This window comes from Micromonospora pattaloongensis, assembly GCF_900107255.1.
GTDB classification, from domain to species: domain Bacteria; phylum Actinomycetota; class Actinomycetes; order Mycobacteriales; family Micromonosporaceae; genus Micromonospora_I; species Micromonospora_I pattaloongensis.
In genome coordinates, this window is record NZ_FNPH01000004.1 from 450,375 (window position 1) to 472,277 (window position 21,903).

Consider the following 21,903-nt stretch of genomic DNA (forward strand, 5'->3'; position numbering starts at 1 on the left):
CCGACCGCGATCGGTCGCTCAGGCGTGCAGCGCCGTGTGCAGCGTCAGGGCCGCCTGCGCGGTGGCGGCGCGGGCGGCGCAGGTGTCCGCCAACGCGTCGAGCATCACGAGGTCGTGGATCGCCCCCTGGTAGCGGACCTGGGTGACGGGCACGCCGGCGCGCCGGAGCTTCGCCGCGTACGCCTCCCCCTCGTCACGCAGCACGTCGGCCTCGTTCGTGGTGATCAGCGCCGGCGGCAGCCCACGGAGCTGGTCCGGGCCGGCCCGCAGCGGCGACACCATCGGGTCGGCGCGCTGCGCCTTGTCCGGCAGGTACTGCTCCCAGAACCAGGCCATGAGGTCGCGGCCGAGGTAGTAGCCCTCGGCGAACTCCCGGTAGGAGCCGGTGTCGAAGCCGGCGTCCGTGACCGGGTAGAACAGCACCTGCTGCCGGAACCGCGGGCCGCCCCGCTCGCGGGCCATCATCGCGACCGCGGTGGCGAGGGCACCGCCGACCGAGTCGCCCGCCACCGCCATCCGGTCCGGGTCGAGTCCGAACTCGGGCCCGTGCTCGACGATCCACTCGGCGACCGCGTAGCACTCGTGCAGCGCGGCCGGATAACGCGCCTCGGGCGCACGGCTGTAGACGGGGAACACCACCGCGGTGCCGGACCGGACCGCGAGTTCCCGGATGAGCCGGTCGTGGGTCGTCGTCCCGCCGAAGACCCAGCCGGCGCCGTGCAGGTAGAGGGTCACCGGCGACGTGCCGTGCATCCGCGCCGGGCGTGCGCTCACGTCCTGCGCCATCGCCCGGACCCGTTGCCGCAGCGTCCCGCCGCGAGCGCCGTCCGGCTCCACGCACGGCCGGACGATCCGCACCGGCACCGGCCCCGTCGGCGTGCCCACGATGATGTCCTGGACGTCCGCGTCCGGCCGCGCGGCGCCGCCGGACTGCAGCTCGTCGAACTTCGCCCGGCCCTGCTCGACGGGGAGTTGGAACAGGTACGGCGGGTTCGCGGTCGCCTCGACGACCCGCTGCGCGGCCGGTTCCAACACCACGCCGGTGATGGCCTGAGCCATGGCGGCTCCTCCTTCCCGCGTCGCGGTAGCGCCGACAGCGCAGGGTGCCCCGATTTGCCTGGGGGTAACGCCGGCGGGCCGCATCGCCGGATCGTCAACTAGTGGTTGACTCGTGCCGGCCGTCAACTTACGGTTGACGCATGACGAATCCCATCCAGACGACGAACCCGATCCGACTCGACGACCTCATCGCGGCCATCACCACGGTGCACGCCAACCCGCTCGATCAACTGTCCGACGCGGTCATCGCGGCCGAGCACCTCGGCGACGTGGCCGACCACCTGATCGGACACTTCGTGGACCAGGCCCGCCGCTCCGGCGCCTCCTGGACGGAGATCGGCAAGAGCATGGGCGTCACCAAGCAGGCCGCGCAGAAGCGGTTCGTGCCGAGGGACCCGGGCGAGCCGGCCGACCTGGACCCCAGCCAGGGCTTCAGCCGCTTCACCCTGCGCGCCCGGAACGTGGTCGTCTCGGCACAGAACGAGGCCCGGGCCGCCGGCAACGATCAGATCCTGCCCCCTCACCTCGTCCTGGGACTGCTGGCCGAACCGGAGGGACTGGCCGCACGGGCGATCACCGCGCAGGGCGTGACGTTCGAGACCGTACGTCGGACCGTCGCCGCGACCCTGCCGCCGGCGCTCGACCGGGTGCCCGAACTCGTCCCGTTCGACGCGCAGGCCAAGAAGGCGCTGGAGCTGACGTTCCGGGAGGCGCTGCGGCTGGGCCACCCCCACATCGGGACCGAGCACATCCTGCTCGCCCTGCTGGAGCTCGAAAACGGCGCCGGCGTGCTCGCCGACCTCGGCCTCGACAAGGCGGCCACCGAGGCCACCGTCACGGCGGCGCTGGCCGCGGTCGCCGGCGACGCGCAGCAGGGGTGACCGCCGACCGCTGTGCTCCCCGCCGATCCGCCGGTCAGTCGCGACGTACGGGCCGCAGTTGCAACTGGCCCGACTCCGGGTCCGCGCTGTCGATGAACGCCTCGACGGCCTCCCCGAATCCGATGCGGTGACCGGCGCGATCGGCGAGCGCGAGGGCGTCCGGGGTGGGGGCCCAGCCGCGACCGGGCAGGGCGCGCGCGGGCAGGAACCCGGTGACCCGGGAGGCGTCCAGCGTGACGAACAGGCCCTTCGCGTTCAGCCCGCTGACCCGGCCGGTCACCGTCGCCGGCCCGTCCTGCGCGGCCTGCCGCGCGAGCGTCACCAACCACAGCGCCTTGCGCATCTGCCCCTCGGCGCGACCGGCCACCCCGGTGGCGGTGTTGATGTGCGCACACAGCCGGGCCAGCTCGTCGGGGTCGGGATAGGCGGCGGCGTCGCGTTCCCCGGCGAGGAACGCGTGGATGATCCGGTGCACGGTCAGGTCGGCGTAGCGGCGGATCGGGCTGGTGAAGTGCAGGTAGCCCTCGGAGGCGAGGCCGAAGTGCGGGCCGGCGTCGGGGGTGTACTGGGAGCGGCCCAGGTAACCGAGCAGCACGTCCCAGACGGCCGCGGCGGTCTCGTCGGCGGCGAGTTCGAGCTGGCTGGCGAGCGCGGCCAACCCCAGTGGGGACAGCGTGGCGCCGAAGCCGGGGTGGAAGCCGGCCGCGGCGCAGAACGTCTCCAGCGCCGGGGCGGCCTCGGGGTCGGGCGGCGGGTGCACCCGGAACACCCCGGGCAGGCCGCGGGCGATCAGCCACGCCGCGACCGCCTCGTTCGCGGCCACCATGAACCGCTCGACCAGCAGGTGGGCGGGGTTGGACGGCTCCGCCTCGACCTGCTGCGCCCGGCCGTCCACCACCCGCACGGTCAGCTCCGGCTCCACCCGGCGCGCCTCGATGCCGCCGCGGCGCATCCGCTGCACCCCGAGCCGCGCCGCCGCGGTCCGCAGCCACCGCAGCGCCGTGAGCACCTCCTCCGGCACGTCGGCGGCGCCGCGTCCGCACAGCACGTCCGCGGCCGTCTCGTACGACAGGCGCGCGTCGGACCGGATGCGGGTGGCGTACACGTCGGCGGCGGTCACCTCGCCGCCCGGCGCGATCCGCAGCTCCACGGTGATCGCGTCGCGGTCGACGCCCGGCAGCAGCGACAGGGCGTCCTCACTGAGCGCCGGGGGGACCATCGGTCGTGACCAACCGGGCAGGTAGACGCTGGTCGCGGCGCGCCGCGCCTCGGCATCGAGGGCGGTGCCCGGCCACACCTGCGTGGCCACGTCGGCGATGTGCACGGCGACCCGCAGCCCGCCGTCCGGATCGGCCGGCCAGACGCTGAGCGCGTCGTCGAGGTCCCGGCTGCCGGGCGCGTCGATCGTCACCGTGATCAGATCGCGCAGGTCGCGGCGCGACGGCTGCGGGGGCCTGCCGCGCCGGCCGCGCCGCGCGCCCCGCTGACCCACCTCGGCGAGCACCTCCGTCGGGAAGTCGGTCGGGATGAGGTGCCGGACCCGAATCCGCTCCAGCAGCGCGTCGGCGCTCGTCGGGTCCGCCCACCGCTGCTCGATCGTCGCCTGCCGGTCACCGGTCACGGTGACGCGCACGGCCTGGCCCTCCCGCGGGCGTCCCTTCACCGCCCAACGGCCGTGCCCGAGGTGCGGGTCGACGCGCAGCACCAGGCCGCTCTCGCCCCGCTCGACGACACCGAACAGGGTCGTCCGGGAACGCGCGAGCACGGAGGCCTCGGACGCGGTCGCCCGCCCCTCGTCGTCGATCGTGAAGCTCACCGCGACGGTGTCGCCCTCCAGCAGCCCCTCGGCCAGCGGCGGCGGGACGAAACACGAATCGATGTCGGCCGCGTCGGACAGGTCGACGAAGCCGAAGCCGCGGACGTGCGGCCGGAAGGCGCCGGACGCGGCGTAGACCGGCGTCTCGTCGGTCGGCTCCGCGGCCCGGCCGTCCGATGACGCGGCCGCGGCCGCGTCGTCCGGCGCGGCCGGTTCGGTCGGTGGTTGTGGCGTCGCGGCCGCTCGGGTGCGGGCGGCCGTTTCTGTAATCGCGGCGGGGCGCCGTCGGCGGCGCGTCGTGGTAGCTGTCATCCCAGCCGCCATCGTCCCCCGAGCGGGCCGCGCCGGGGGCCGAAACCGCGCGGGCGCTTATCTCCGTGCGCCCGCACGGACGCCGGCAGATCACACCGCCGCGTCCGGGGTCGCCCGCTCCTCCGGCTTCTCCGCATGCAGGTCGACCGTGGAGGTCTCCTCCGCGGCGAACACCGCCCCCACAGTGATCAGAAGCATGGCGCCGACGTAGAGCGCCACCGCCACCCACGTCGAGAACCGATCGAGCAACGCGATCGAGATGATCGGCGCGAGGGCGCCGCCCAGCACGCCGGCGATCTGATATCCCAGCGAGGCGCCGCTGTAGCGCAACCGCGTGCTGAACAACTCGGAGATGAACGCGGCCTGGGGCCCGTACATCGCGGCGTGGAAGAAGAGCGAGACCACGGCGGCGAGCACGATCAACAGCGTGTGGCGCGTGTTCAGCAGCGGGAAGAAGGCGAAGATCCAGATCAGCGCGCCGATGGCGCCGAACAGGTAGACCGGGCGGCGCCCCAGCCGGTCGGACAACCGCCCGAAGTACGGGACGAAGAACAGCTGGAGCCCCGCCGCGACGAGCACGGCGTTGAGCGCCGTGGTCCGCGGCAGCTCCAGCACCTGCGTGACGTAGGTGACGATGAACAGCACGAACGTGTAGAACGCCACGTCGGTGCCGATCCGCGAACCCATCGCGATCAGGATCGACCGGGGGTAGAGCCGGAGCACGTCGAGGACGGGCGTGCGCGCCTTCGTACGGCCGTGGTGGATCGCCTCGAACAACGGGCTCTCCGCGATGGACAGCCGGATCCAGAGCCCGACCATGATCAAGACCCCGCTGAGCAGGAACGGCACGCGCCAGCCCCACGACAGGAACGACGCCTCCGACGTGACCCCCGACATGAGCGCCATGACGCCGTTGGCGAGCAGCAGACCGGCCGGCACGCCGACCTGCGGCCAGCTCGCGTTGAGCCCCCGCTTGTCCGGCTCACCGTGTTCGAGCGACATCAGGACCGCGCCGCCCCACTCGCCACCCAAGCCCAGGCCCTGCAGGAACCGCAACGCGACCAGCAGGACCGGCGCCCACACGCCGACCCCGCCGTACGTCGGCAGCAGCCCGATGGCGAACGTGGCGACCCCCATGATCAGCAGCGTCACCACGAGGACGTTCTTGCGCCCGACCCGGTCGCCGTAGTGCCCGAACACCACGCCGCCGAGCGGCCGGGCGACGAAACCGACGGCGTACGTCGCGAACGCCAGCAACGTGCCGACCAGCGGCTCGAAGCTCGGGAAGAACAGTTTGTTGAATACGAGCGCCGCCGCCGTGCCGTAGATGAAGAAGTCGTACCACTCAAGTGACGTACCGATGAGGCTGGCAGCGATGACCCGCCGCACGGAGGTGGGTCGATCGCCAGGCCGGTCGGGAACGGAAGGCGTCGCAGAACCCATCGCGGCCTACCTCCGATCGACGATCGCAGCGCCGTGCGTCTACGTTGGACCGTCCGGCGCCGCCCTGTCAATGGCGGCCTTGCCGCACCGGCTCCGCGATTTCTCGATCTTGCGGATCATTCGACGGTCCCCTATGTTTGGCAGTCTCCGCCGGAACCCGTTCCGCACACGCGCGTGCCACAACCATCTTGGCATTCAAGGGGAGGCACCGAAACGATGATCCGAAAAAGATCACGATCCGCGTCGGCCGGCATCAGTATTCTGACGCTGCTGTCGGCCGCCGCCGTCGCGACCACCACGACCGCCGCCCACGCCCACGGCCCGGCCTCCCGTGACTGCCGCGACCAGAGCGTCACGCTCTCCGTCGAGGAAAGCCGCCTGACCTTCACCCTTCCCGACAACGACAACCCAGCCGTGCTGCAGAGCAGGCCGTTCGCACAGCAGATGATCGACGGCGCCGGCTTCCAGGGCTTCACACCCGCGTTCGTCCGGCAGCTGTGCGGCGCCGGCAGCCTCACGGCCGCGGAGGCGCTGGTGTCGCGCCGCGCCGCGCAGCTGTGGCGGATGGCCGTCGACCGCGCCCAGCGGCGCGACGTCCGGGGCGATCTGCCCTACAGCGACGACCGGCCGCTCTACTGGACGCGCGTGCAGGCCACCGCCGCGATCCGGCAGTGGACGCCGCGGTTCGCGCTGACGTCCGGACAGCGGCTCGGCCTCATCGAAGCGTTCGACCGCGGGTCGCGGGGCATGTTCGACATCACCCTCCCCCGCGGTGAACGGGTCAAGCGGGTGATCGTGAGCGGCTTCGACCCGTACACCCTCGATGGCGGCCCGGCGGGCACCGCGCCCGGCGCGGCCGGCAACAACATCCGGCACGGCAACCCGTCCGGCGCCACCGCGCTCTCGCTCGACGGCACCACCTATCGGACGACGGACGGCGAGATCGCCTACGTCGAGGCGTACACCCTTCCGGTCAGCTTCCCGGAGTTCCGCCGCGGTTACCTGGAGGACACGGTCGGGCCATACATGGTCCCCGGCCCGCGGCAGGTCGACGCCTCCATCACGGTCAGCCAGGCCGGTGGCTCGCAGTTCAACCTCGAGCAGTGGAACGCGCGCTACCACGGGGTGTCCCTCGGCAACGACCGGTTCCGGCCCTGCCCACAGGTCAATGGCGTGCCGCAACTCGCTATCAACAACCCGGAATGCAACACCATGGTCGTCGACCGCTGGGGCGGACCGTCGACGTTCGATCTCCGTAACCCGCCGCAGTGGACGTCCGCGACCTTGCCGATCGCCGAGATGATCGCGGCGGACACCGGACGGAATGTTCCCCGCCCGCCCGGCGACACGTGGCCCGACCAGTCGGTGGCCTTCGGGGTGGTCTGGAACACCAGCTACACCCAGTTCCCCGACTGCGCCTCGCCGACGCGGGAAACACGCAACAGCCCGCCGCCGGTGCAGTATCCGCCGGTGACGCCGCCGATCGCGCCGGACCCGCAGGGCTGCAGCTACAGCGGCGGCGGCGGTAACTACCTGTCGAACGAGAGCGCGTACCGCAACACCCTGCTGCGGGACCGGATGGGCCTGGACATCCCGGCCGGCCACATCCACACCCCGGACATGCAGCACTTCGAGACCGATTACCAGCCGAGCGACGCGACCTTCGACGCCTGGCGTCTGGCGATCGCCCAGCAGACTCGCAACCTCATCCACGCCGTCGCGGAGACCGTCGACTGACCGGTGACCTCGCCAGGTCGACGGGGCTTCCGTCGACCTGGCGAACCGTCGGCTGGACGCGGGCTCTGACAACGGGCGGCGCGCCGATCCGAAGCGTCAGGAGTGGGCGGGCAGCAGATCGTCGAGCAGCCGCCGCACCCGGTCGCGGATCTCGTCGCGGATCGGGCGCACCGCCTCGATCCCCTGCCCGGCGGGGTCGTCGAGCGTCCAGTCCTCGTACCGTGTGCCGGGGAAGGCGGGGCAGACGTCGCCGCAGCCCATGGTGATGATCACGTCGGAGGCTTCGGCGGTGGCGTAGTCGAGGATCTTCGGGGTGTTCGCGGTGATGTCGATGCCGACCTCGCGCATGGCGTCGACGGCGACGGGGTTGATCTGCGCGGCGGGCGCACTGCCGGCGGAGCGGACCTCGACGGCGTCGCCGGCGAGGTGCCGCAGCCAACCGGCGGCCTTCTGGGAGCGGCCGGCGTTGTGGACGCAGACGAAGAGCACGCTGGGCTTGGTGGTCATGGCGGACCCTCCTATCGAACGTCGGTGGTGAACAGGCGCTGGCGCAGGGCGAGGCTGACGTAGACCAGGGCGACCAGCACCGGCACTTCGATCAGCGGGCCGGCGACGCCGGCGAGGGCCTGGCCGGAGGTGACACCGAAGGTGCCGATGGCCACGGCGATGGCGAGTTCAAAGTTGTTGCCGGCGGCGGTGAACGCGAGCGTGGTGGTGCGTTCGTAGTTCAGGCCGATGGCGCGGCCGAGGGCGTAGGAGCCGGCCCACATGATCGCGAAGTAGGCCAGCAGCGGCAGGGCGATGCGGGCGACGTCCCCCGGGCGGCTGGTGATGGCCTCGCCCTGCAGGGCGAACAGGATGACGATGGTGAAGAGCAGCCCATACAGCGCAGCCGGCCCGATCCTGGGGAGCAACGTCGACTCATACCAGGTGCGGCCCTTCGCCTTCTCGCCGAGGCGGCGGGTGAGGTAGCCGGCGGCCAACGGGATGCCCAGGAAGATGAGCACGTTGCGGGCGATGTCCCAGGCGGAGACGTCCAGTGCCGCGCCGGACAGGTTCAACCAGCCGGGCAGCACGGACAGGTAGAACCAGCCGAGCAGGCCGAACGCCAGCACCTGGAAGACCGAGTTCAGGGCGACCAGCACGGCGGCGGCTTCGCGGTCACCGCAGGCCAGGTCGTTCCAGATGACGACCATCGCGATGCAGCGTGCGAGCCCGACGATGATCAGGCCGGTGCGGTATCCGGGCTGGTCGTGCAAGAAGATCCAGGCCAGGGCGAACATCAGCGCGGGGCCGAGGATCCAGTTGAGCAGCAGCGAGGAGACCAGCAGCCGCCGGTCGCCGGAAACGGCGGCGACCCGGTCGTAGCGCACCTTCGCCAGCACCGGATACATCATGATCAGCAGGCCGAGCGCGATCGGCAGCGAGATGCCGCCGACCTTGACCGCCTCCAGGGCGGTGTTCAGGCCCGAAACGTGTCGCCCGAGCAGCAGACCGGCGGCCATCGCCAGGCCGATCCACAGCGGCAGGAACCGGTCCAGACGCGAGAGCTTGCCGACCACCGCGGTCGGTGCGGCAGGTTGGTCGGTGGTGGTCACGGGCACTCCCGGCGGGTCTCGGCGTTGACGCGGGCCCGCTGTGCGAGGCCGTTGCCTCGTCGTCCACCGGGCAACGGCCTTCGTGGGTGAACAGTGGTGACGTCGCCGGCGGGTCAGACGGCGGCGGGCGTGGCGACGTCGAGCAGCCCGGCCAGCTGCTTGAGCGCCTGCGGGCGGGCGCGGTACCACACCCACGTCGCCCTGCGCTCGGCGTCGACCAGGCCCGCCTCCCGCAGCACCCGCAGGTGGTGGGAGATGGTCGGGCCGGACAGGTCGAACGCGTCGGTGAGGTCGCAGACACAGATCTCATCGGTGGAGGCGATCAGCGACATCAGGCGCAGTCGGACCGGGTCGCCGAGGGCCTTGAACATCGGCGCGAGGTTGGTGGCCTGCTCGCCGGTCAGGGGCGCGACCGCCAGCGGCGGGCAGCACGCCGCAACGACCTCCGGCAGAGACCCCCGCTGCTTCGACATGCGTCTAGGTTGCCAGGCGGCAGCGCGTACGGCAACCAACACGCGCCGCGGGGCGACGGCGACCACACCAGCTACTTTGATGCCTGCCTAGCTTGACGGATGTCGAAACAGGTGCCAGGGTCGGGATCTGATTCGATAATTGTCAAGGCAGAGAGTTCGGAATGACCGGTCCTTCGGGAGAAGCCATGAGCAACGAGACCACCTCGGGCGGCGGCTGCTGCGGCTCCGCCGCCGCCGACGACCAGCCCACAGTCGCGACCGAAGCGGCTGCCACCGAACCCTGCTGCGGCGCCACTGAGGCCGCGACCCAAGCGCGCCCCGCCGCCGGCCAGAGCGAGGTCACGCACCTGCCAGTACTGGTCATCGGCGCCGGGCCCGTCGGCCTGGCCGCCGCCGCCCACCTGACCGAGCGCGGCCTGCCGTTCCTGCTGCTGGAGGCCGGCGAGGACGTCGCCGCGGGCGTCCGACAGTGGGGCCACGTACGGCTGTTCAGCCCCTGGCGTTACAACATCGACGCCGCCGCCCGTCGACTCCTCGACGCCGGCGGGTGGACCGAGCCGAACCCGGAGGAGCTGCCCACCGGCGGTGAACTGGCGGAGCGGTACCTGCGCCCGCTGGCCGAGCTGCCCGGCCTCGCCCCCCACGTGCGCTACAACGCCCGGGTGACCGCGATCGGTCGGCTCGGCGTCGACCGGGTCCGGACCGCCGGCCGCGAGGCCGCGCCGTTCGTGGTGCGCCTGGCCGACGGCACCGAGCTACTCGCTCGCGCGGTCATCGACGCCTCCGGCACCTGGATGACCCCGAACGTGCTCGGCGCCAACGGCCTGCCCGCCCACGGTGAGATCGACGCCGCCGCCTGGATCGACCACGCGCTGCCCGACGTGCTCGGCCGCGACCGCGACGCCTACGCCGGCACGCACACCGTCGTCGTCGGCTCCGGCCACTCCGCGGCCAACACCCTGCTCGCGCTGGCCGAACTCGCCGAGACCGCGCCTGACACCCACATCACGTGGGCGATGCGCAGCGGCAGCGCGGACCGCGCATACGGCGGCGGCGACGCCGACGCGCTGCCCGCTCGCGGGGCCCTGGGCACCGGACTGCGGCTGCTGGTCACCTCTGGCCGGGTCGACCTGGTGACCGGCTTCGGCGTCCACACCGTCCGCCCGCTGCCGGACGGCCGGGTCGAGCTGGTCGACGCCACCGGTCGCCGCATCGTCGCGCACCGCGTCGTCGGCGCCACCGGCTTCCGCCCGGACCACACCATCGCCGGCGAACTTCGCCTCGATCTCGACCCGGCCCTCGGCTGCACCCGCGCGCTCGCACCGCTGATCGACCCCAACGAGCACTCCTGCGGCAGCGTACGCCCGCACGGCGTCGACGAGCTGACCCAGCCGGAACCGAACTACTTCGCCGTCGGGTCGAAGAGCTACGGCCGGGCCCCAACATTCCTGATGGCCACCGGCTACGAGCAGGTCCGCTCCATCGTCGCCGCCCTCGCGGGCGACTGGGACGCCGCGCGCGACGTACAGCTCGTCCTGCCCGAAACGGGCGTCTGCTCCACCACGCTGGGCGCCGCCGCGATGGTTGACGATGCCGCCCAGCAGTTCGACACCCGCGCCTCGGACGAGCGCCCGCAGCTGATCACCGTCGGCGGCAGCAGCGGCGGTTGCTGCGGCTGATGGCCCTGTCGCACGCGACGCGGGTTCCCGCCGGGTCCGGCGGGAACCGTGTCTCCGGACGGCGGCTCCTCGCCGCCCTCGCCATCACCCAGACCATCGGCTACGGCGCGCTGTACTACGCCTTCGCCGTCATCCTCGCCCCACTCGCGGCCGACCTACACACCACCACCACAGCGGTCACCGGCGCCCTCACCGTCAGCGTGCTCACCGGCGCGGTGCTGGCCGTACCGATCGGACGGTGGCTGGACCGCCACGGCGGCCACACCCTGATGACCGCCGGCTCCGCCGCCGGCGCGGCGCTGCTGGTCGCCTGGTCCCACGTGGACAGCCTGTGGCAGCTGTACGCCGTGCTGGTCGGCATCGGCGCCGCCAGCGCCGCCAGCCTCTACGAGGCCGCGTTCGCGGTCGTTATCGGCTGGTTCACGCCAGAGCGCCGCTCCACCGCGGTCCTGGCCATCACCGTCGTGGCGGGATTCGCCAGCACCGTGTTCATGCCCCTGACCGGCTACCTCGTCGACCGACACGGCTGGCGCACCGCACTGCTCGTCCTGGCCGCCGTCCAGGCCGTCACCGTGCCGCTGCACGCCCTGACCGTGCCACGGACAGCCCGCACCCGGGAACGCACACAGCGGACACCCACCCGTGACGCCGGCACGCTGCGCGCCGCCCTCGCCGACCGCGCGTTCTGGCTGTTGGCCGCCGGGTTCACCGCCCACACAGCAGCGATCACCGGCCTCAGCGTGCACCTCGTCGCCGCCCTGACCGCCTGGGGACACCCACCCGCGTTCGCCGCCACCGTCGCCGGCCTGCTCGGCGTGCTGTCCGTGACCGGCCGACTGGTCACCACCGGCCTGCAACGTCGCTACCGCACCACCACCATCACCGCCGCGATCTTCGCGGTTCAGGGAGCAGCCGCACTGGCGCTGCCGATCGTCGGCGCGACGATCGCGGGCGCGATCGGAGCCGTGATCGGGTTCGGCATCGGCTTCGGCGTCGCCACCATCGCCAAACCCGTTCTACTCGCTGAGCGATACGACACCCACCGCTACGCCACGCTCGCCGGCATCCTCGTCGTCCCCATGACCCTCGCGAAGGCCGCCGCGCCCCTGGCAGCGGCCGCCGTGCACACCAGCGTCGGTAGCTACACGCCGGTCCTCGCCGCCACCGCAGCATGCTGCGCCGTCGCTGCGGCCGCTATTGCCGCCAGCGGCCGACTGACCACCGCGCCATCGGCGTGACGAGCACGAACATGGCGGACAGCAAGGACCGGGGCATCGGCCATCGCACCCGCCGATGACTCGGTCCCGCCTGGAGCGGTCTGCTTCAGCGTCCCCCAACTCACTAGGGCGACCAGCGGACTGCGACTGGAGCGACGCGTTCGGCTTCGCGCGTGGGGTTTCGTGCGAGGTCACGACGGCTGGCTGGGGGGTTGACGGTCGGGTTCGGGCTGCCCGGTCGCGGCACTTCCCTGCTGTACCGCCTCGTCGAGGAGCCGGGCGTAGTGCTCGCGCATTCGTAACCAGTACAGCCGCTCGTCGCACGGATGTAGCCGGCCGCACCGGCACAGGCTCAGGCCCGCTTCGGCGTGCACGGCCAGGAAGACGTCCGCGCAGTCGATCTGCCACTGCGCGTGCCGGCGGAAGGCGTCCGAGCCGTAGATCGTTCCCATCTACTTCCCCGCCCGGCGCTGGTGGTGGTGCCACAAAAGTTCCGCGATGGCGTCGACCGGGTCGATCTCGCCGGCCGTGATCCTCGCCCTGGTGATCGCGATCCACTGCGGGGACGTCGGCACCGTCTCCCCGCAGGCGGTCTGCATCCCCTCGGCTGCGAGGCGAGTCGCTGGGCACGGGCTCAGGTGGTTGTCACGGCGGCACGGGCTCGCCAGGCAGAAGCCGTCGCCATCCGGCGTGTGCGCGTCCCACAATGCCCGCGCCAGCCGCCACAGCAGGCGGTGCTGGCACCCCGAGGGCGGGTCGTCGGGCGGGTTGTCGACATCGAAGAACATGCCCGAACGATCGCGCCGGACGTCGGTGCGCAGCCATGTCCGGCAGCCATGTCACCGTGACATGAGCTGGCTCGACGCTCGTCGCGCACGGTTCTACGCTCCCAGTCAGCCCCGTCGATGCTCATATCGGAAGCAGGAGGGATCGGCGATGCCAGTGGAACCTCTGCGCGTCCCGCCGGATCTGTGGTTGCGTGACGACGTGCGTGCGGCCCTGCGCAAGCGCGACACCGCGGCGCTGTTCCGGTTGATCCTCCAGCTCACCGGCACCAGTCAGAGCCGGCTCGGCGCCGCGGTCGGCCTGGAGCAGGGGTACGTCAGCCGGATCATCGCCGGACGCAAGGTCACGTCAATAGACGTGCTGGAGCGCATCGCCGACGGATGCGACATGCCCGACGACGCACGCACCGCGATGGGGCTCGCGGCACAGCAGGCCCCGTACCGCTCACCTCCGGCGTCGGTCCGGCCAACCAATCCCGGCATCCCATCCTGGCGCGACGTCGTGACCAGCGCCTGCGAACTGTGGCGAGGTGACGTGAACCGTCGAGACGTACTGCACCAGGCGGCGTTCAGCTCCGCCGGCTACATGCTTCCGGCACTGCACTGGTTCACCGCCCCCGACCCAGCTCCCGTCGTTCAGAACGGCCAGCGCATCGTCGGCCAATCCGACATCGACACCATCCGCGAGATGACCGCGACCTACCGGCGGCTGGACAACCAGTACGGCGGCGGCCACGCCCGAGACACAGTCACCCGCTACCTCGACCAGGAGGTGTCGCCGCTGCTACGCGACGGCAGATACGACCGGGCCACCGGACAGCAATTGTTCAGCGCCAGCGCCGAGCTGACGCAGCTCGCGGGATGGCAGGCGTACGACAGTGCCCGACATGGGATCGCTCAGCGATACCTGGTGCTCTCCCTCGACCTCGCGCGCGCCGCTGGCGATGACGGCCTGGGCGCGGAGATCCTTGCCGCGATGAGTCACCAGGCCACGTACCTCGGCGACGCCGCGACCGGCATCGACCTGGCCCGCGCCGCCGCCCACACCGCCCGCCGGGCCGGCGTACCGGTCCTCATCGCCGAAGCGCACGTGCTCGAAGCCCACGCGCACGCCCGCGCCAACGACCCGCACGCCTGCACGCTCGCGCTGGACCAGGCCGAAAAGACCCTCGACCGGGCCGACCGGCACGGGGATCCCCAATGGATCAGCTACTTCGACGAGGCATACCTGTCGGCCAAGTTCGGCCACTGCTTCCTCGCGCTCGGGCAGGCCAAACAGGCCGAACGATTCGCGGCACGCTCACTCCAGATGGACAACCGCTACGTACGCGGCCGGGCCTTCAACCTCGCACTACTCGCCACGGCCTACGCCCGACAACGCGAACTTGACCGCGCCTGCGCCATCGGCACCGAGGCCCTGGCCGTCACCCGCCAACTCCGCTCGGCGCGTGCGGTCCGCTACGTCCGCAACCTGCAAAGCCAGCTCGCGCCGCACCGCCGCCACCCGACGGTACGCCAGTTCACCGCCCGGGTCGACGCCGCGCTCGGACCACGGCGGTAGCCGCTACAACTCCCCGCGTTGGCGGCGGGCCACCAACTCCAGCACCGCAATGACCGTCCCCGCACTAACGATTTCACCGCGTGAGATCAACTCCCGCGCCTCGTCCATCGGAACCCAGGCGATCTCCTCGGCCTCGTTCACGTCGACGGCGTCACCGACGTGCTCCGCGTCCCTGGTCAGAAACAGCAGGTTCTCCGCATCCGCGGTGCCCACCCACGGCTGGAACGCCAACAGAGGCTCAACCGATCGCGGCCGCCACCCGGTCTCCTCCTCGACCTCCCGCACGGCACACGCGGCCGGATCCTCGGCGTCATCGACGTAGCCGCCGGGCAGCTCCCAGACCCAGCGGTCGAACACGAACCGGTGCCGGCGCATCAGCAACAACCGCGTCTGCTCGTCGACAACCGCAACCATCGCCGAACGCGGCGCTCGGATCACGTACTGCTCGAATCGCACGCCGTCCGGCAACTCCACGTCCGCGATGCTCAAGCTGGCTCGACGGGTGTCGTCCACGATGCGCTCACCATGGATCGTCCACCGGGTCGTCCCCGTGATCCGCTCATCCGTCATCGTGCCAGTATCCGGCGCGCAGGTCGTCACTCCGCACTCGACCAGGGACTGAGTCGAAAATGAACCTCACTGGACCGGGGTGACAAACACCTGATAGCCCCCGCGTCGCGCGGGGAGCAGCGCCCAGCCCGACGTTCAGGCAGTGGCGGCCAAGACTCAACCCGCTCGTAAGGTTGTCCTCCCGGAGAACCGCGAGTCGGTTTGATCTACACCGATTAAGCCATGCTCCCTGGCAGGGAGCATGGCTCGTTCAGGTCCTGGGCATCGAGGTGCCCTTACAGGCCGCTGATGCATGCCGCGTCGGGCACTCCGACCGAGCCACTCATACCGGATTCAACCGGTGGATGCAACACCGGCATGTTGGAGCGAGGTTAGCTGTTCGTTGAACGCCTCGGCGGGTGTCTTCCACCCGAGTGTCTTGCGGGGCCGAGCGTTGAGCGTGGCCGCGACCGCCTCAATGTCCTCGGCGCTCCATCGGGACAGGTCAGTGCCCTTGGGGAAGTACTGGCGCAGCAGCCCGTTCGTGTTCTCGTTCGTACCGCGCTGCCAGGGGCTGTGGGGGTCGGCGAAGTAGACCGCGATGCCGGTGTCGATTCTCAGCTGAGTGTGCTGGGCGAGTTCCTTGCCGCGATCCCAGGTCAACGAACGCCGCAGTTCGTCGGGCATCGTGGCCATGCGAGCGGTGAGGGCTTCCCGCATGGCCTCGGCGCCGTAGCCGGTCAGTGCGGGGCCGTTTTTCACGCGCGGCTCGAAGCCGTAGCCCTGCATCCGCGGCAGATGCAGCAGCATCGTGAACCTGGTGGTGCGTTCCACGAGGGTGCCGATCGCAGACCGGTCGGTTCCGATGATCAGGTCGCCCTCCCAGTGTCCGGGCACTGCACGGTCTTCGATCTCCACGGGCCGTTCGCTGATCATCACCTCCGGCGTCACGTGGCCGGTTGCGCGCTGGCGGGTGCGAGAGCGGGGAACACGCAGCGCACGGCCGGTGCGCAAGCAGGCGACCAGCTCGCGCTTGAGCGCGCCGCGGCTCTGAACGTAGAGCGCCTGGTAGATCGCCTCGTGCGAGATGCGCATGGACTCATCATCGGGGAAATCGACCGTCAGCCGGTGAGAGATCTGCTCCGGACTCCACGCCGTTGCCCATCGCCGGTCCTGGCGCCGCGGCTTGTTACGCCCCTTCCACGGTGCGGCCACCGGCCCCGACACCGGTGTCCCGTCGGGGCGGCGAACCTGGCCTGAGAGCCGCTCCTGCACGTACTCGCGCAACCGCTCGTTCACGACGAGCTTCGCCGTCTTGGGGCGCCGCGCAAGTAGCTCTGCTTTCCACTGCGCCACCGACGCCCGATAGTCCAGTTTCCCTCCTCGGGTCGCCGCGTTGCGGCGCAACTCCCGAGAGACGGTCGAGGGGTCACGGCCCAGCCGGCGGGCAATCTCCCTCACCCCGGCGCCTTGGGCCTTCAGCACGGCGATCTCTTCCCGCTCCGGAAACGACAGATACCGGCCCGTGACAGGGGTGAGCATGAACGAGGGCATCCCGCCACGGTCCCGGAACCAACGGCTGCCAGCCGCCTGCGACGCGCCGACAGCCAACGCCGCCTCCTCGCTCGTGAGCCCCTTGGCGATCTCGCGCCAGAACAAGCGCTCCACGTCCCGGCGAAGCGACGGTGCCCCCGGCGACTTCATCGGCGACCTGCCCGTCAACTCCTTCATCCACCCCGCTGGTCTGCCCATCAGCACCCCCACGATCAGGGTGTTGCGACGACCAGTTGAATCCGCCCATTATGGCTCAGTCGCAAGAGGACGTCCTGCTTCAAGTGCAGCGCGGCCGGCATCCGTGACCATCGCCTTGGCCAGCACTGGCTCACCCGACTTCTCTACAACGAAGCCTTGCTCAACGAGGAATGTCGTGACGTCAACGTGCTCCCGGGACATGGGACGGATCTTCAGAGAATTAAGCACGGGCAGTACTGCGACGTAACCATCCTTGTCGGGACCTTCCTCGACAAGCTTGCCCAATACCGACAAACCCAGGGCACGTAGCTGGTCAGGAGGAAGCTGAGGAGAGTTCTTCAGCATCGCGCGCAACTGCTTACCCTTCCGCAGCCCCATCAGCACCATGACCGCCAAGAAAGCGGCGAGCACCACTACACACACGAGCAGGTTTTCCATATCTACCCTTCGGTGATCCCAATGGCACGAGGCAGGCCAGAATAAGCCCCGCCTCGTTGGCGCAGCAGCACCCCGTTAAGCACCCTTCCTTCCCGGCCATGCCGTCTGCCGCCGGCCCGCCCGCGTGGGAAGCGGGCCGCCGCCTGGTCCGAACACGTCAAGCGAACCTTGACGTGTTCGGACGCTCGCGGGCCGGGCCGTGGTCTGCTCGGCATGTCCCGGGTCGACGACTGGCGGGATGCCCCTGCGGAACCACTTACGGAGCCGTACAGTACGCGCTTGCTGACCTGCGTTTACACCAACATTGGGAAGGTCCGCCCGGCTTCTATCGCAGACTCCGGGGGCTCGTTCAACGCCCGGCTCATCGGCTTGTGCCGACCTCCCCCGCTGCGCCTCTGGCCATCCCGTCGCCCCTCGTCCGCACACTGTGGAGTGGGTAGGGCCTGCCCGGCTCTGCTCTGACGGAGGTGGTCGGGAGGGCGCCAACCATCCCTGACCGCGTGTCACCGCAAGGAGAGGTGACGCGGGTGGATGTGTCGTCCGGGCCGAAAAGGTACGCCGAAGCGTTACTGTTCGCCGCCGAGGTGGTCCATGCGGCCACCGGTCCTCTACACGGTGACCACGGCGACCGTCGAGGCGTCGCTCGTCGTCACGCCACCGCGCTGCCCGACCACGCGGTCCCGCCTCAGGGCGCGGCGCGTCACGACCGGGCCGGCGCCGGGGCGACGAAGTCGAGCACCGCGGCGACCACGGCGGGATCCTTCAGGATGCGCCGGTGGCCCGCCCCGTCGGCGTTGACGAACGTCGCCCCGTACGCGTCGCGCATGCGGTGCGCCTGCGCGATCGGCACCTCCGGATCGGCCGGGTCGTGCACCACCAGGACCGGCACGCCGACCTGCGCCGGCTCGTGGCAGGCGGAGAAGCGCTGCCAGATGTGCTCCTCGGCGGCGAAGTATCGCTCGGTGCGCCGGCGCAAGTCGTCCCGGATGGCCGGGCGCAACCGCAGTTGCGCGCAGAAGGCGTCGGTGAGGTGGGCGAACTCGCTGATCCCGGCCAGCGAGACGATGCGCTCGGTCCGCGCCGCCCCGGTACGGACGGCGTAGAAGGCGCAGGGCACGCCGAACGAGTGCGCGACGATCGCCACGAACGGGCCGTGCTCGGCGCTGAGCCGCTCGATGATCGCCCGGTACTCCAGAATGGTGCTGCCACGACGCCCCGCCGAGTCACCGTGCCCAGAGGCGTCGAAAGACACCGGAGAACAGCCGCGTTCGACCAGCCCCGCGGCCAGCGCGGCGAAGTGCGACGCGCGTGACTCCCAGCCGTGCAGCAGCAGGACCGGTCGCTCACCGTCGCCCCACCGGTAGGTCACCACCGGCCGCCCGTCCACCACCAGCGTGCCCCGCTCGGCGCGGGCGTGCACCTCCTGCTCCCGGGCCGACACGGCGGCCCGCCGCAGCGGGTGCCGGAACAGCCAGAAGGCGAGACCGCCGGCCAGTCGGGCCGACGCCAGGGACGTGGTGTTGAGGCCGGTGCTGATCGCGGTGACCAATGAGCTCATCATTCCTCCGACTAGTTGACCTGCCGGTCACGGCCTGCCCAGAAGCGGTCCCGCAGCACCCGACGCAGCACCTTGCCGCTGGGGTTGCGCGGCAGCCGGTCCACGAAGTCGTAACCGGTGGGAAGCTTGAAATCGGCCAGCCGTTGCCGCAGGAAGAGGGTGAGTTCCCGCGGGGTCGGCCGGGTGCCGGGGGCGAGCGCGACGAAGGCGTGGATCGTCTCCCCCCAGCGGTCGTGGGGACGACCCACCACGGCAGCCTCGACGACTGCCGGATGCAGGCAGAGAGCGTTCTCGATCTCGACAGGATAGACGTTCTCCCCCGCCACAATGACCGTGTCCTTCAGCCGGTCCCGGATGAACAGGAACCCCTCGTCGTCCAGGAACCCGGCATCGCCGGTCCGGATCCAGCCGTCCACGAGCGTCGCCGCGGTCGCCTCCGGCAGCCGCCAGTACTCCAGCATCCGGGCGGGCGTCCGGATCCACACCTCACCGATCTGCCCGCCGGGCAGGTCACCGCCGGCGTGGTCGACGATCCGCACCTCGACCCCCGGGTACGGCCGACCGGCCGCCTGTAGGCGGGACGCGCCCGCGACGTGCTCGGCCGGCGGCAGGCAGACCGCGGTGTTTCCCGGTCTCGGTCAGCCCGTAGATCTGGGCAAACTCGCACCGCATGGTGGCCAGGCAGGAGCCGAGCAGCGACTCGGAGATGGGCGAGCCGCCGTAGACCACCTTGCGGAGGCTGGCGAAGTCGGCCGGGCCGACCCGGGGCTCGGCCAGCACCATCTGCAGCATGGCCGGCACCATGCAGGTGGTCGTCACCCTGTGCTCGCGAATCAGGTCGACCGCGTCCCCATCGGCGAACATCCGCATCACCACGTTCGTGACGCCGGCCGACAGGCCCTGCAGGGCCCACCACAGCCCGCCGATGTGGAAGCCGGGCACCGCCACCAGGCTGACGTCACCGGCCCGCCAGTCGATCCAGTCCAGCCCATGCGCGGCCAGCAGGTCACGGACCGCGAAGAAGCTGCGCTGGGCGAGCACCACGCCCTTGGGCAGCCCGGTGGTGCCGCTGGTGTAGATCTGCGCGATCGGATCGTCCGGACCGGTCCCGGCGTCCAACTCGTCGTCGGAGCCGGTCGCCGCCCACGCCCGGTAGCCGGCGCCGGGCTCGCCGTCGCGGTCGGTCACCACCAGGTGGCGCAGGTCCGGCAGCTCGTCGCGGATCCGCGCGACCGAGTCGTGGAACTCCCGTTCCACGAAGAGCAGCTCGGTGCCGGAGTCGGCCAGGATGTGCCGCACCTCGGCCGCGGTCAGCCGCCAGTTGACCGGCACCAGGACCGTCCCGCTCTTCGCGCAGCCGAAGAGGATCTCGTAATAGTGCTCCGACTCCCGGCCCAGGTAGGCCACCCGCGCCCCCGGGCGCAGGCCCGCCGCCCGCAGCGCGTGACCGGCCCGGTTGCTCTCCCGGTGCAGCGCGGCGTAGTCGAGGGCGCGTCCCTGGCAGACCAGGGCGGTGGCGGTGGGTCGGCGGGACGCGTGGAAGGCGGGGATGGCGGCGACGGTGCGCAGCTGCGAGTGGTGCACGTCTCTCCTCAGGACCAGGCGTTGACGGCCGGCCAGTAGCTGCGGCCGGTGACCGGTGCGACGTCGGCCGGTGACGCGGCCGGCACAGCCGGCTCGTCCGTGGCCTCCAGCAGCACGTGGGCGTTGGTGCCGGTGAACCCGAACGCGCTGACGCCGGCCCGCCGTCGTTCGGCCGTGGGCCAGCTGAGCGGTCGGGTCGGCACCTCGATCCCGATCCGGTCCCAGGGGACCGCGGGGTCGAGCGCCGGCGGGCCGGGCTGGGGCGGGATGACACCGTGATGCAGCGCGAGCACCGTCTTGATCAGCGCGGCCGCCCCGGAGGCGGTCTCCAGGTAACCCAGGTTCGCCTTGGCGGATCCGACGTACAGCGGCGGGGCGTCCGGGCCACGGTCGTACGCCGCCGCCAGCGTCTCCAGCTCCACCACGGCGCCGATCCGGCTGCCGTTCGCCTGCGCCTCGACGTAGTGCACGTCGTGCGGCGGCAGGTCGGCGGCGTGCAACGCCTGCCGGATCGTCCGGCGCTGACCAGCCGCCGAGACCGCCGCCAGGCCTGGCCGGTCGCCGTGCTGGTGCACGGAGCCGCCGCACACCGACGCGTACGGCCGGACGCCGTCGGCCCGGGCCTCCCGCTCCCGCCGCAGCACGAGCACCCCGCACCCCTCGCCTCGGACGTGGCCGTCCGCGCGCCCGTCGAAGGGCAGGCTGCGACCGGTCGGCGAGAGCATCCCGGCCCGGTCGAAGACCACACTGGTGTACGGCGAGAGCAGCAGGTGGCACGCGCCCACCACGGCCACGTCGCACTCCCGACGACGCAGCGCGCCGACCGCCAGGTGCAGGGCGGTCAGCGCCGACGAGCACGCGGTGTCCACGGTCAGCGCCGGCCCGTTGAGGCGCAACGCCGACGCGACCCGCGCGGCAGTGGCGCTCAGCGCGCCGCCGGTGCCCATCCACGGCGACGGGTCTGCCCCGTTACGCAGCCCGGCCAGGTTGTACTCCACCGTGCTGACCCCGACGAAGACCCCGACGGACCGCTCGGTCGGCGCGTCGAGCCCGGCGTCGGCGAGCGCGGCCGCCGCCGTGGTCAGCAACAGCCGCTGCTGCGGGTCCATGTAGAGCGCCTCGTCCTCGCCGATGCCGAACGGCTCCGGGTCGAACAGGTCGACGTCGGTCAGGTAGGAGCCACGGGCCAGCAGGTCCGCGTACGGCGCCAGATCCGGCGCCGCCACGTTCCAGCGCGGCGCGCCGGTGCTCATCCGCGGGATGCCGCGGGACTCGTCCAGCACCACCCGGCCGGACACGAGGGTGGCCCAGAACGCAGCCGGGTCGGAGATGCCGCCCGGGAACCGGCAGGCCATGCCCACCACGGCCGCCGGTTCGGTCTCCGCGAGGCGCTGCCGCGCCAGCGCGAGAATCAACTGGTGCTTGGACAGCTCGCCCAGCGAGTCGATGTAGTCCCGCACC

20 protein-coding genes are annotated in these 21,903 nt (G+C 71.4%); 5 read left to right on the forward strand and 15 right to left on the reverse strand.

Features of this window, described 5'->3' with window-relative positions; all coding sequences use genetic code 11:
• Positions 1-18: 18 nt before the first annotated feature.
• Complete coding sequence (locus BLW47_RS14450; RefSeq protein ID WP_091556535.1) at positions 19-1,059, reverse strand: alpha/beta hydrolase; 1,041 nt, start codon at positions 1,057-1,059, stop codon at positions 19-21.
• A 140-nt stretch (positions 1,060-1,199) separates the two neighbouring features.
• Between BLW47_RS14450 and BLW47_RS14455 the strand changes: the two genes are divergently transcribed.
• Positions 1,200-1,940 (forward strand): Clp protease N-terminal domain-containing protein, encoded by a 741-nt coding sequence (locus tag BLW47_RS14455; protein ID WP_091556537.1) that lies wholly within the window; start codon positions 1,200-1,202, stop codon positions 1,938-1,940.
• A gap of 34 nt (positions 1,941-1,974) precedes the next feature.
• Here BLW47_RS14455 and BLW47_RS14460 read toward each other — a convergent pair whose 3' ends face one another.
• Positions 1,975-4,068 (reverse strand): RNB domain-containing ribonuclease, encoded by a 2,094-nt coding sequence (locus BLW47_RS14460; protein WP_175543630.1) that lies wholly within the window; start codon positions 4,066-4,068, stop codon positions 1,975-1,977.
• A gap of 90 nt (positions 4,069-4,158) precedes the next feature.
• Positions 4,159-5,457, reverse strand: coding sequence for an MFS transporter (locus tag BLW47_RS14465; RefSeq protein WP_245736637.1), 1,299 nt, complete (start codon positions 5,455-5,457; stop codon positions 4,159-4,161).
• 270 nt (positions 5,458-5,727) lie between these two features.
• Between BLW47_RS14465 and BLW47_RS14470 the strand changes: the two genes are divergently transcribed.
• Positions 5,728-7,248: a hypothetical protein gene (locus BLW47_RS14470; protein WP_091556542.1), complete on the forward strand. Its 1,521-nt coding sequence runs from the start codon at positions 5,728-5,730 to the stop codon at positions 7,246-7,248.
• Between the two features lie 96 nt (positions 7,249-7,344).
• On the opposite strand, the gene BLW47_RS14475 is transcribed toward BLW47_RS14470, so the two are convergent.
• The 3 genes from BLW47_RS14475 to BLW47_RS14485 form a co-directional block, all read right to left on the reverse strand.
• On the reverse strand, positions 7,345-7,755 hold the full coding sequence (locus BLW47_RS14475; RefSeq protein WP_091556544.1) for an arsenate reductase ArsC: 411 nt from the start codon (positions 7,753-7,755) through the stop codon (positions 7,345-7,347).
• Positions 7,756-7,766: 11 nt separating this feature from the next.
• Positions 7,767-8,846 carry an ACR3 family arsenite efflux transporter gene (gene arsB, locus BLW47_RS14480; protein WP_091556824.1) on the reverse strand — a complete coding sequence of 360 codons (1,080 nt, stop codon included), beginning with the start codon at positions 8,844-8,846 and terminating at the stop codon, positions 7,767-7,769.
• 113 nt (positions 8,847-8,959) lie between these two features.
• On the reverse strand, positions 8,960-9,319 hold the full coding sequence (locus BLW47_RS14485) for an ArsR/SmtB family transcription factor (protein WP_091556547.1): 360 nt from the start codon (positions 9,317-9,319) through the stop codon (positions 8,960-8,962).
• Between the two features lie 185 nt (positions 9,320-9,504).
• Between BLW47_RS14485 and BLW47_RS14490 the strand changes: the two genes are divergently transcribed.
• On the forward strand, positions 9,505-10,998 hold the full coding sequence (locus BLW47_RS14490; RefSeq protein WP_091556549.1) for an NAD(P)-binding domain-containing protein: 1,494 nt from the start codon (positions 9,505-9,507) through the stop codon (positions 10,996-10,998).
• Positions 10,986-12,236 (forward strand): MFS transporter, encoded by a 1,251-nt coding sequence (locus BLW47_RS14495; protein WP_245736638.1) that lies wholly within the window; start codon positions 10,986-10,988, stop codon positions 12,234-12,236. The genes BLW47_RS14490 and BLW47_RS14495 overlap by 13 nt, the downstream gene beginning before the upstream one ends.
• A 170-nt stretch (positions 12,237-12,406) precedes the next feature.
• Here BLW47_RS14495 and BLW47_RS14500 read toward each other — a convergent pair whose 3' ends face one another.
• Together BLW47_RS14500 and BLW47_RS14505 are read right to left on the reverse strand one after the other, a co-directional pair.
• Positions 12,407-12,667 (reverse strand): hypothetical protein, encoded by a 261-nt coding sequence (locus tag BLW47_RS14500; RefSeq protein WP_245736639.1) that lies wholly within the window; start codon positions 12,665-12,667, stop codon positions 12,407-12,409.
• Entirely contained in the window at positions 12,668-13,003 is a 336-nt protein-coding gene (locus BLW47_RS14505; RefSeq protein WP_091556551.1) for a hypothetical protein, read from the reverse strand.
• Between the two features lie 148 nt (positions 13,004-13,151).
• On the opposite strand from BLW47_RS14505, the gene BLW47_RS14510 reads away from it, so the two are divergent.
• Positions 13,152-14,561, forward strand: a complete 1,410-nt coding sequence (locus tag BLW47_RS14510) for a helix-turn-helix domain-containing protein (protein ID WP_091556554.1) — start codon at positions 13,152-13,154, stop codon at positions 14,559-14,561.
• A 3-nt stretch (positions 14,562-14,564) separates the two neighbouring features.
• Here BLW47_RS14510 and BLW47_RS14515 read toward each other — a convergent pair whose 3' ends face one another.
• The 7 genes from BLW47_RS14515 to BLW47_RS14540 form a co-directional block, all read right to left on the reverse strand.
• On the reverse strand, positions 14,565-15,131 hold the full coding sequence (locus BLW47_RS14515; protein WP_091556556.1) for an NUDIX hydrolase: 567 nt from the start codon (positions 15,129-15,131) through the stop codon (positions 14,565-14,567).
• Positions 15,132-15,464: 333 nt separating this feature from the next.
• Positions 15,465-16,841: an IS30 family transposase gene (locus tag BLW47_RS14520; protein ID WP_091556558.1), complete on the reverse strand. Its 1,377-nt coding sequence runs from the start codon at positions 16,839-16,841 to the stop codon at positions 15,465-15,467.
• Between the two features lie 69 nt (positions 16,842-16,910).
• Complete coding sequence (locus BLW47_RS14525; protein WP_091556561.1) at positions 16,911-17,300, reverse strand: hypothetical protein; 390 nt, start codon at positions 17,298-17,300, stop codon at positions 16,911-16,913.
• A 700-nt stretch (positions 17,301-18,000) separates the two neighbouring features.
• A complete protein-coding gene (locus BLW47_RS14530; RefSeq protein WP_091556829.1) occupies positions 18,001-18,858 on the reverse strand; it encodes an alpha/beta fold hydrolase in 858 nt (285 codons plus the stop codon).
• A gap of 11 nt (positions 18,859-18,869) precedes the next feature.
• Positions 18,870-19,397 carry an AMP-binding enzyme gene (locus BLW47_RS25810; protein WP_281247267.1) on the reverse strand — a complete coding sequence of 176 codons (528 nt, stop codon included), beginning with the start codon at positions 19,395-19,397 and terminating at the stop codon, positions 18,870-18,872.
• Positions 19,369-20,442 carry an AMP-binding protein gene (locus BLW47_RS14535; protein ID WP_281247268.1) on the reverse strand — a complete coding sequence of 358 codons (1,074 nt, stop codon included), beginning with the start codon at positions 20,440-20,442 and terminating at the stop codon, positions 19,369-19,371. The genes BLW47_RS25810 and BLW47_RS14535 overlap by 29 nt, the downstream gene beginning before the upstream one ends.
• Positions 20,443-20,450: 8 nt before the next feature.
• Positions 20,451-21,902 (reverse strand): beta-ketoacyl [acyl carrier protein] synthase domain-containing protein, encoded by a 1,452-nt coding sequence (locus BLW47_RS14540; protein ID WP_091556562.1) that lies wholly within the window; start codon positions 21,900-21,902, stop codon positions 20,451-20,453.
• Position 21,903: the final 1 nt, after the last annotated feature.

Bases quoted from the DNA above. Each gene is read 5' to 3' on its own strand.
- BLW47_RS14525 (WP_091556561.1), bottom strand. From the start codon at position 17,300: ATGGAAAACCTGCTCGTGTGTGTAGTGGTGCTCGCCGCTTTCTTGGCG.
- BLW47_RS14450 (WP_091556535.1), bottom strand. From the start codon at position 1,059: ATGGCTCAGGCCATCACCGGCGTGGTGTTGGAACCGGCCGCGCAGCGG.
- BLW47_RS14475 (WP_091556544.1), bottom strand. From the start codon at position 7,755: ATGACCACCAAGCCCAGCGTGCTCTTCGTCTGCGTCCACAACGCCGGC.
- BLW47_RS14520 (WP_091556558.1), bottom strand. From the start codon at position 16,841: ATGAAGGAGTTGACGGGCAGGTCGCCGATGAAGTCGCCGGGGGCACCG.
- BLW47_RS14500 (WP_245736639.1), bottom strand. From the start codon at position 12,667: ATGGGAACGATCTACGGCTCGGACGCCTTCCGCCGGCACGCGCAGTGG.
- BLW47_RS14515 (WP_091556556.1), bottom strand. From the start codon at position 15,131: ATGACGGATGAGCGGATCACGGGGACGACCCGGTGGACGATCCATGGT.
- BLW47_RS14460 (WP_175543630.1), bottom strand. From the start codon at position 4,068: ATGACAGCTACCACGACGCGCCGCCGACGGCGCCCCGCCGCGATTACA.
- BLW47_RS14505 (WP_091556551.1), bottom strand. From the start codon at position 13,003: ATGTTCTTCGATGTCGACAACCCGCCCGACGACCCGCCCTCGGGGTGC.
- BLW47_RS14530 (WP_091556829.1), bottom strand. From the start codon at position 18,858: ATGAGCTCATTGGTCACCGCGATCAGCACCGGCCTCAACACCACGTCC.
- BLW47_RS14490 (WP_091556549.1), top strand. From the start codon at position 9,505: ATGAGCAACGAGACCACCTCGGGCGGCGGCTGCTGCGGCTCCGCCGCC.
- BLW47_RS14455 (WP_091556537.1), top strand. From the start codon at position 1,200: ATGACGAATCCCATCCAGACGACGAACCCGATCCGACTCGACGACCTC.
- BLW47_RS14510 (WP_091556554.1), top strand. From the start codon at position 13,152: ATGCCAGTGGAACCTCTGCGCGTCCCGCCGGATCTGTGGTTGCGTGAC.
- BLW47_RS14470 (WP_091556542.1), top strand. From the start codon at position 5,728: ATGATCCGAAAAAGATCACGATCCGCGTCGGCCGGCATCAGTATTCTG.
- BLW47_RS14485 (WP_091556547.1), bottom strand. From the start codon at position 9,319: ATGTCGAAGCAGCGGGGGTCTCTGCCGGAGGTCGTTGCGGCGTGCTGC.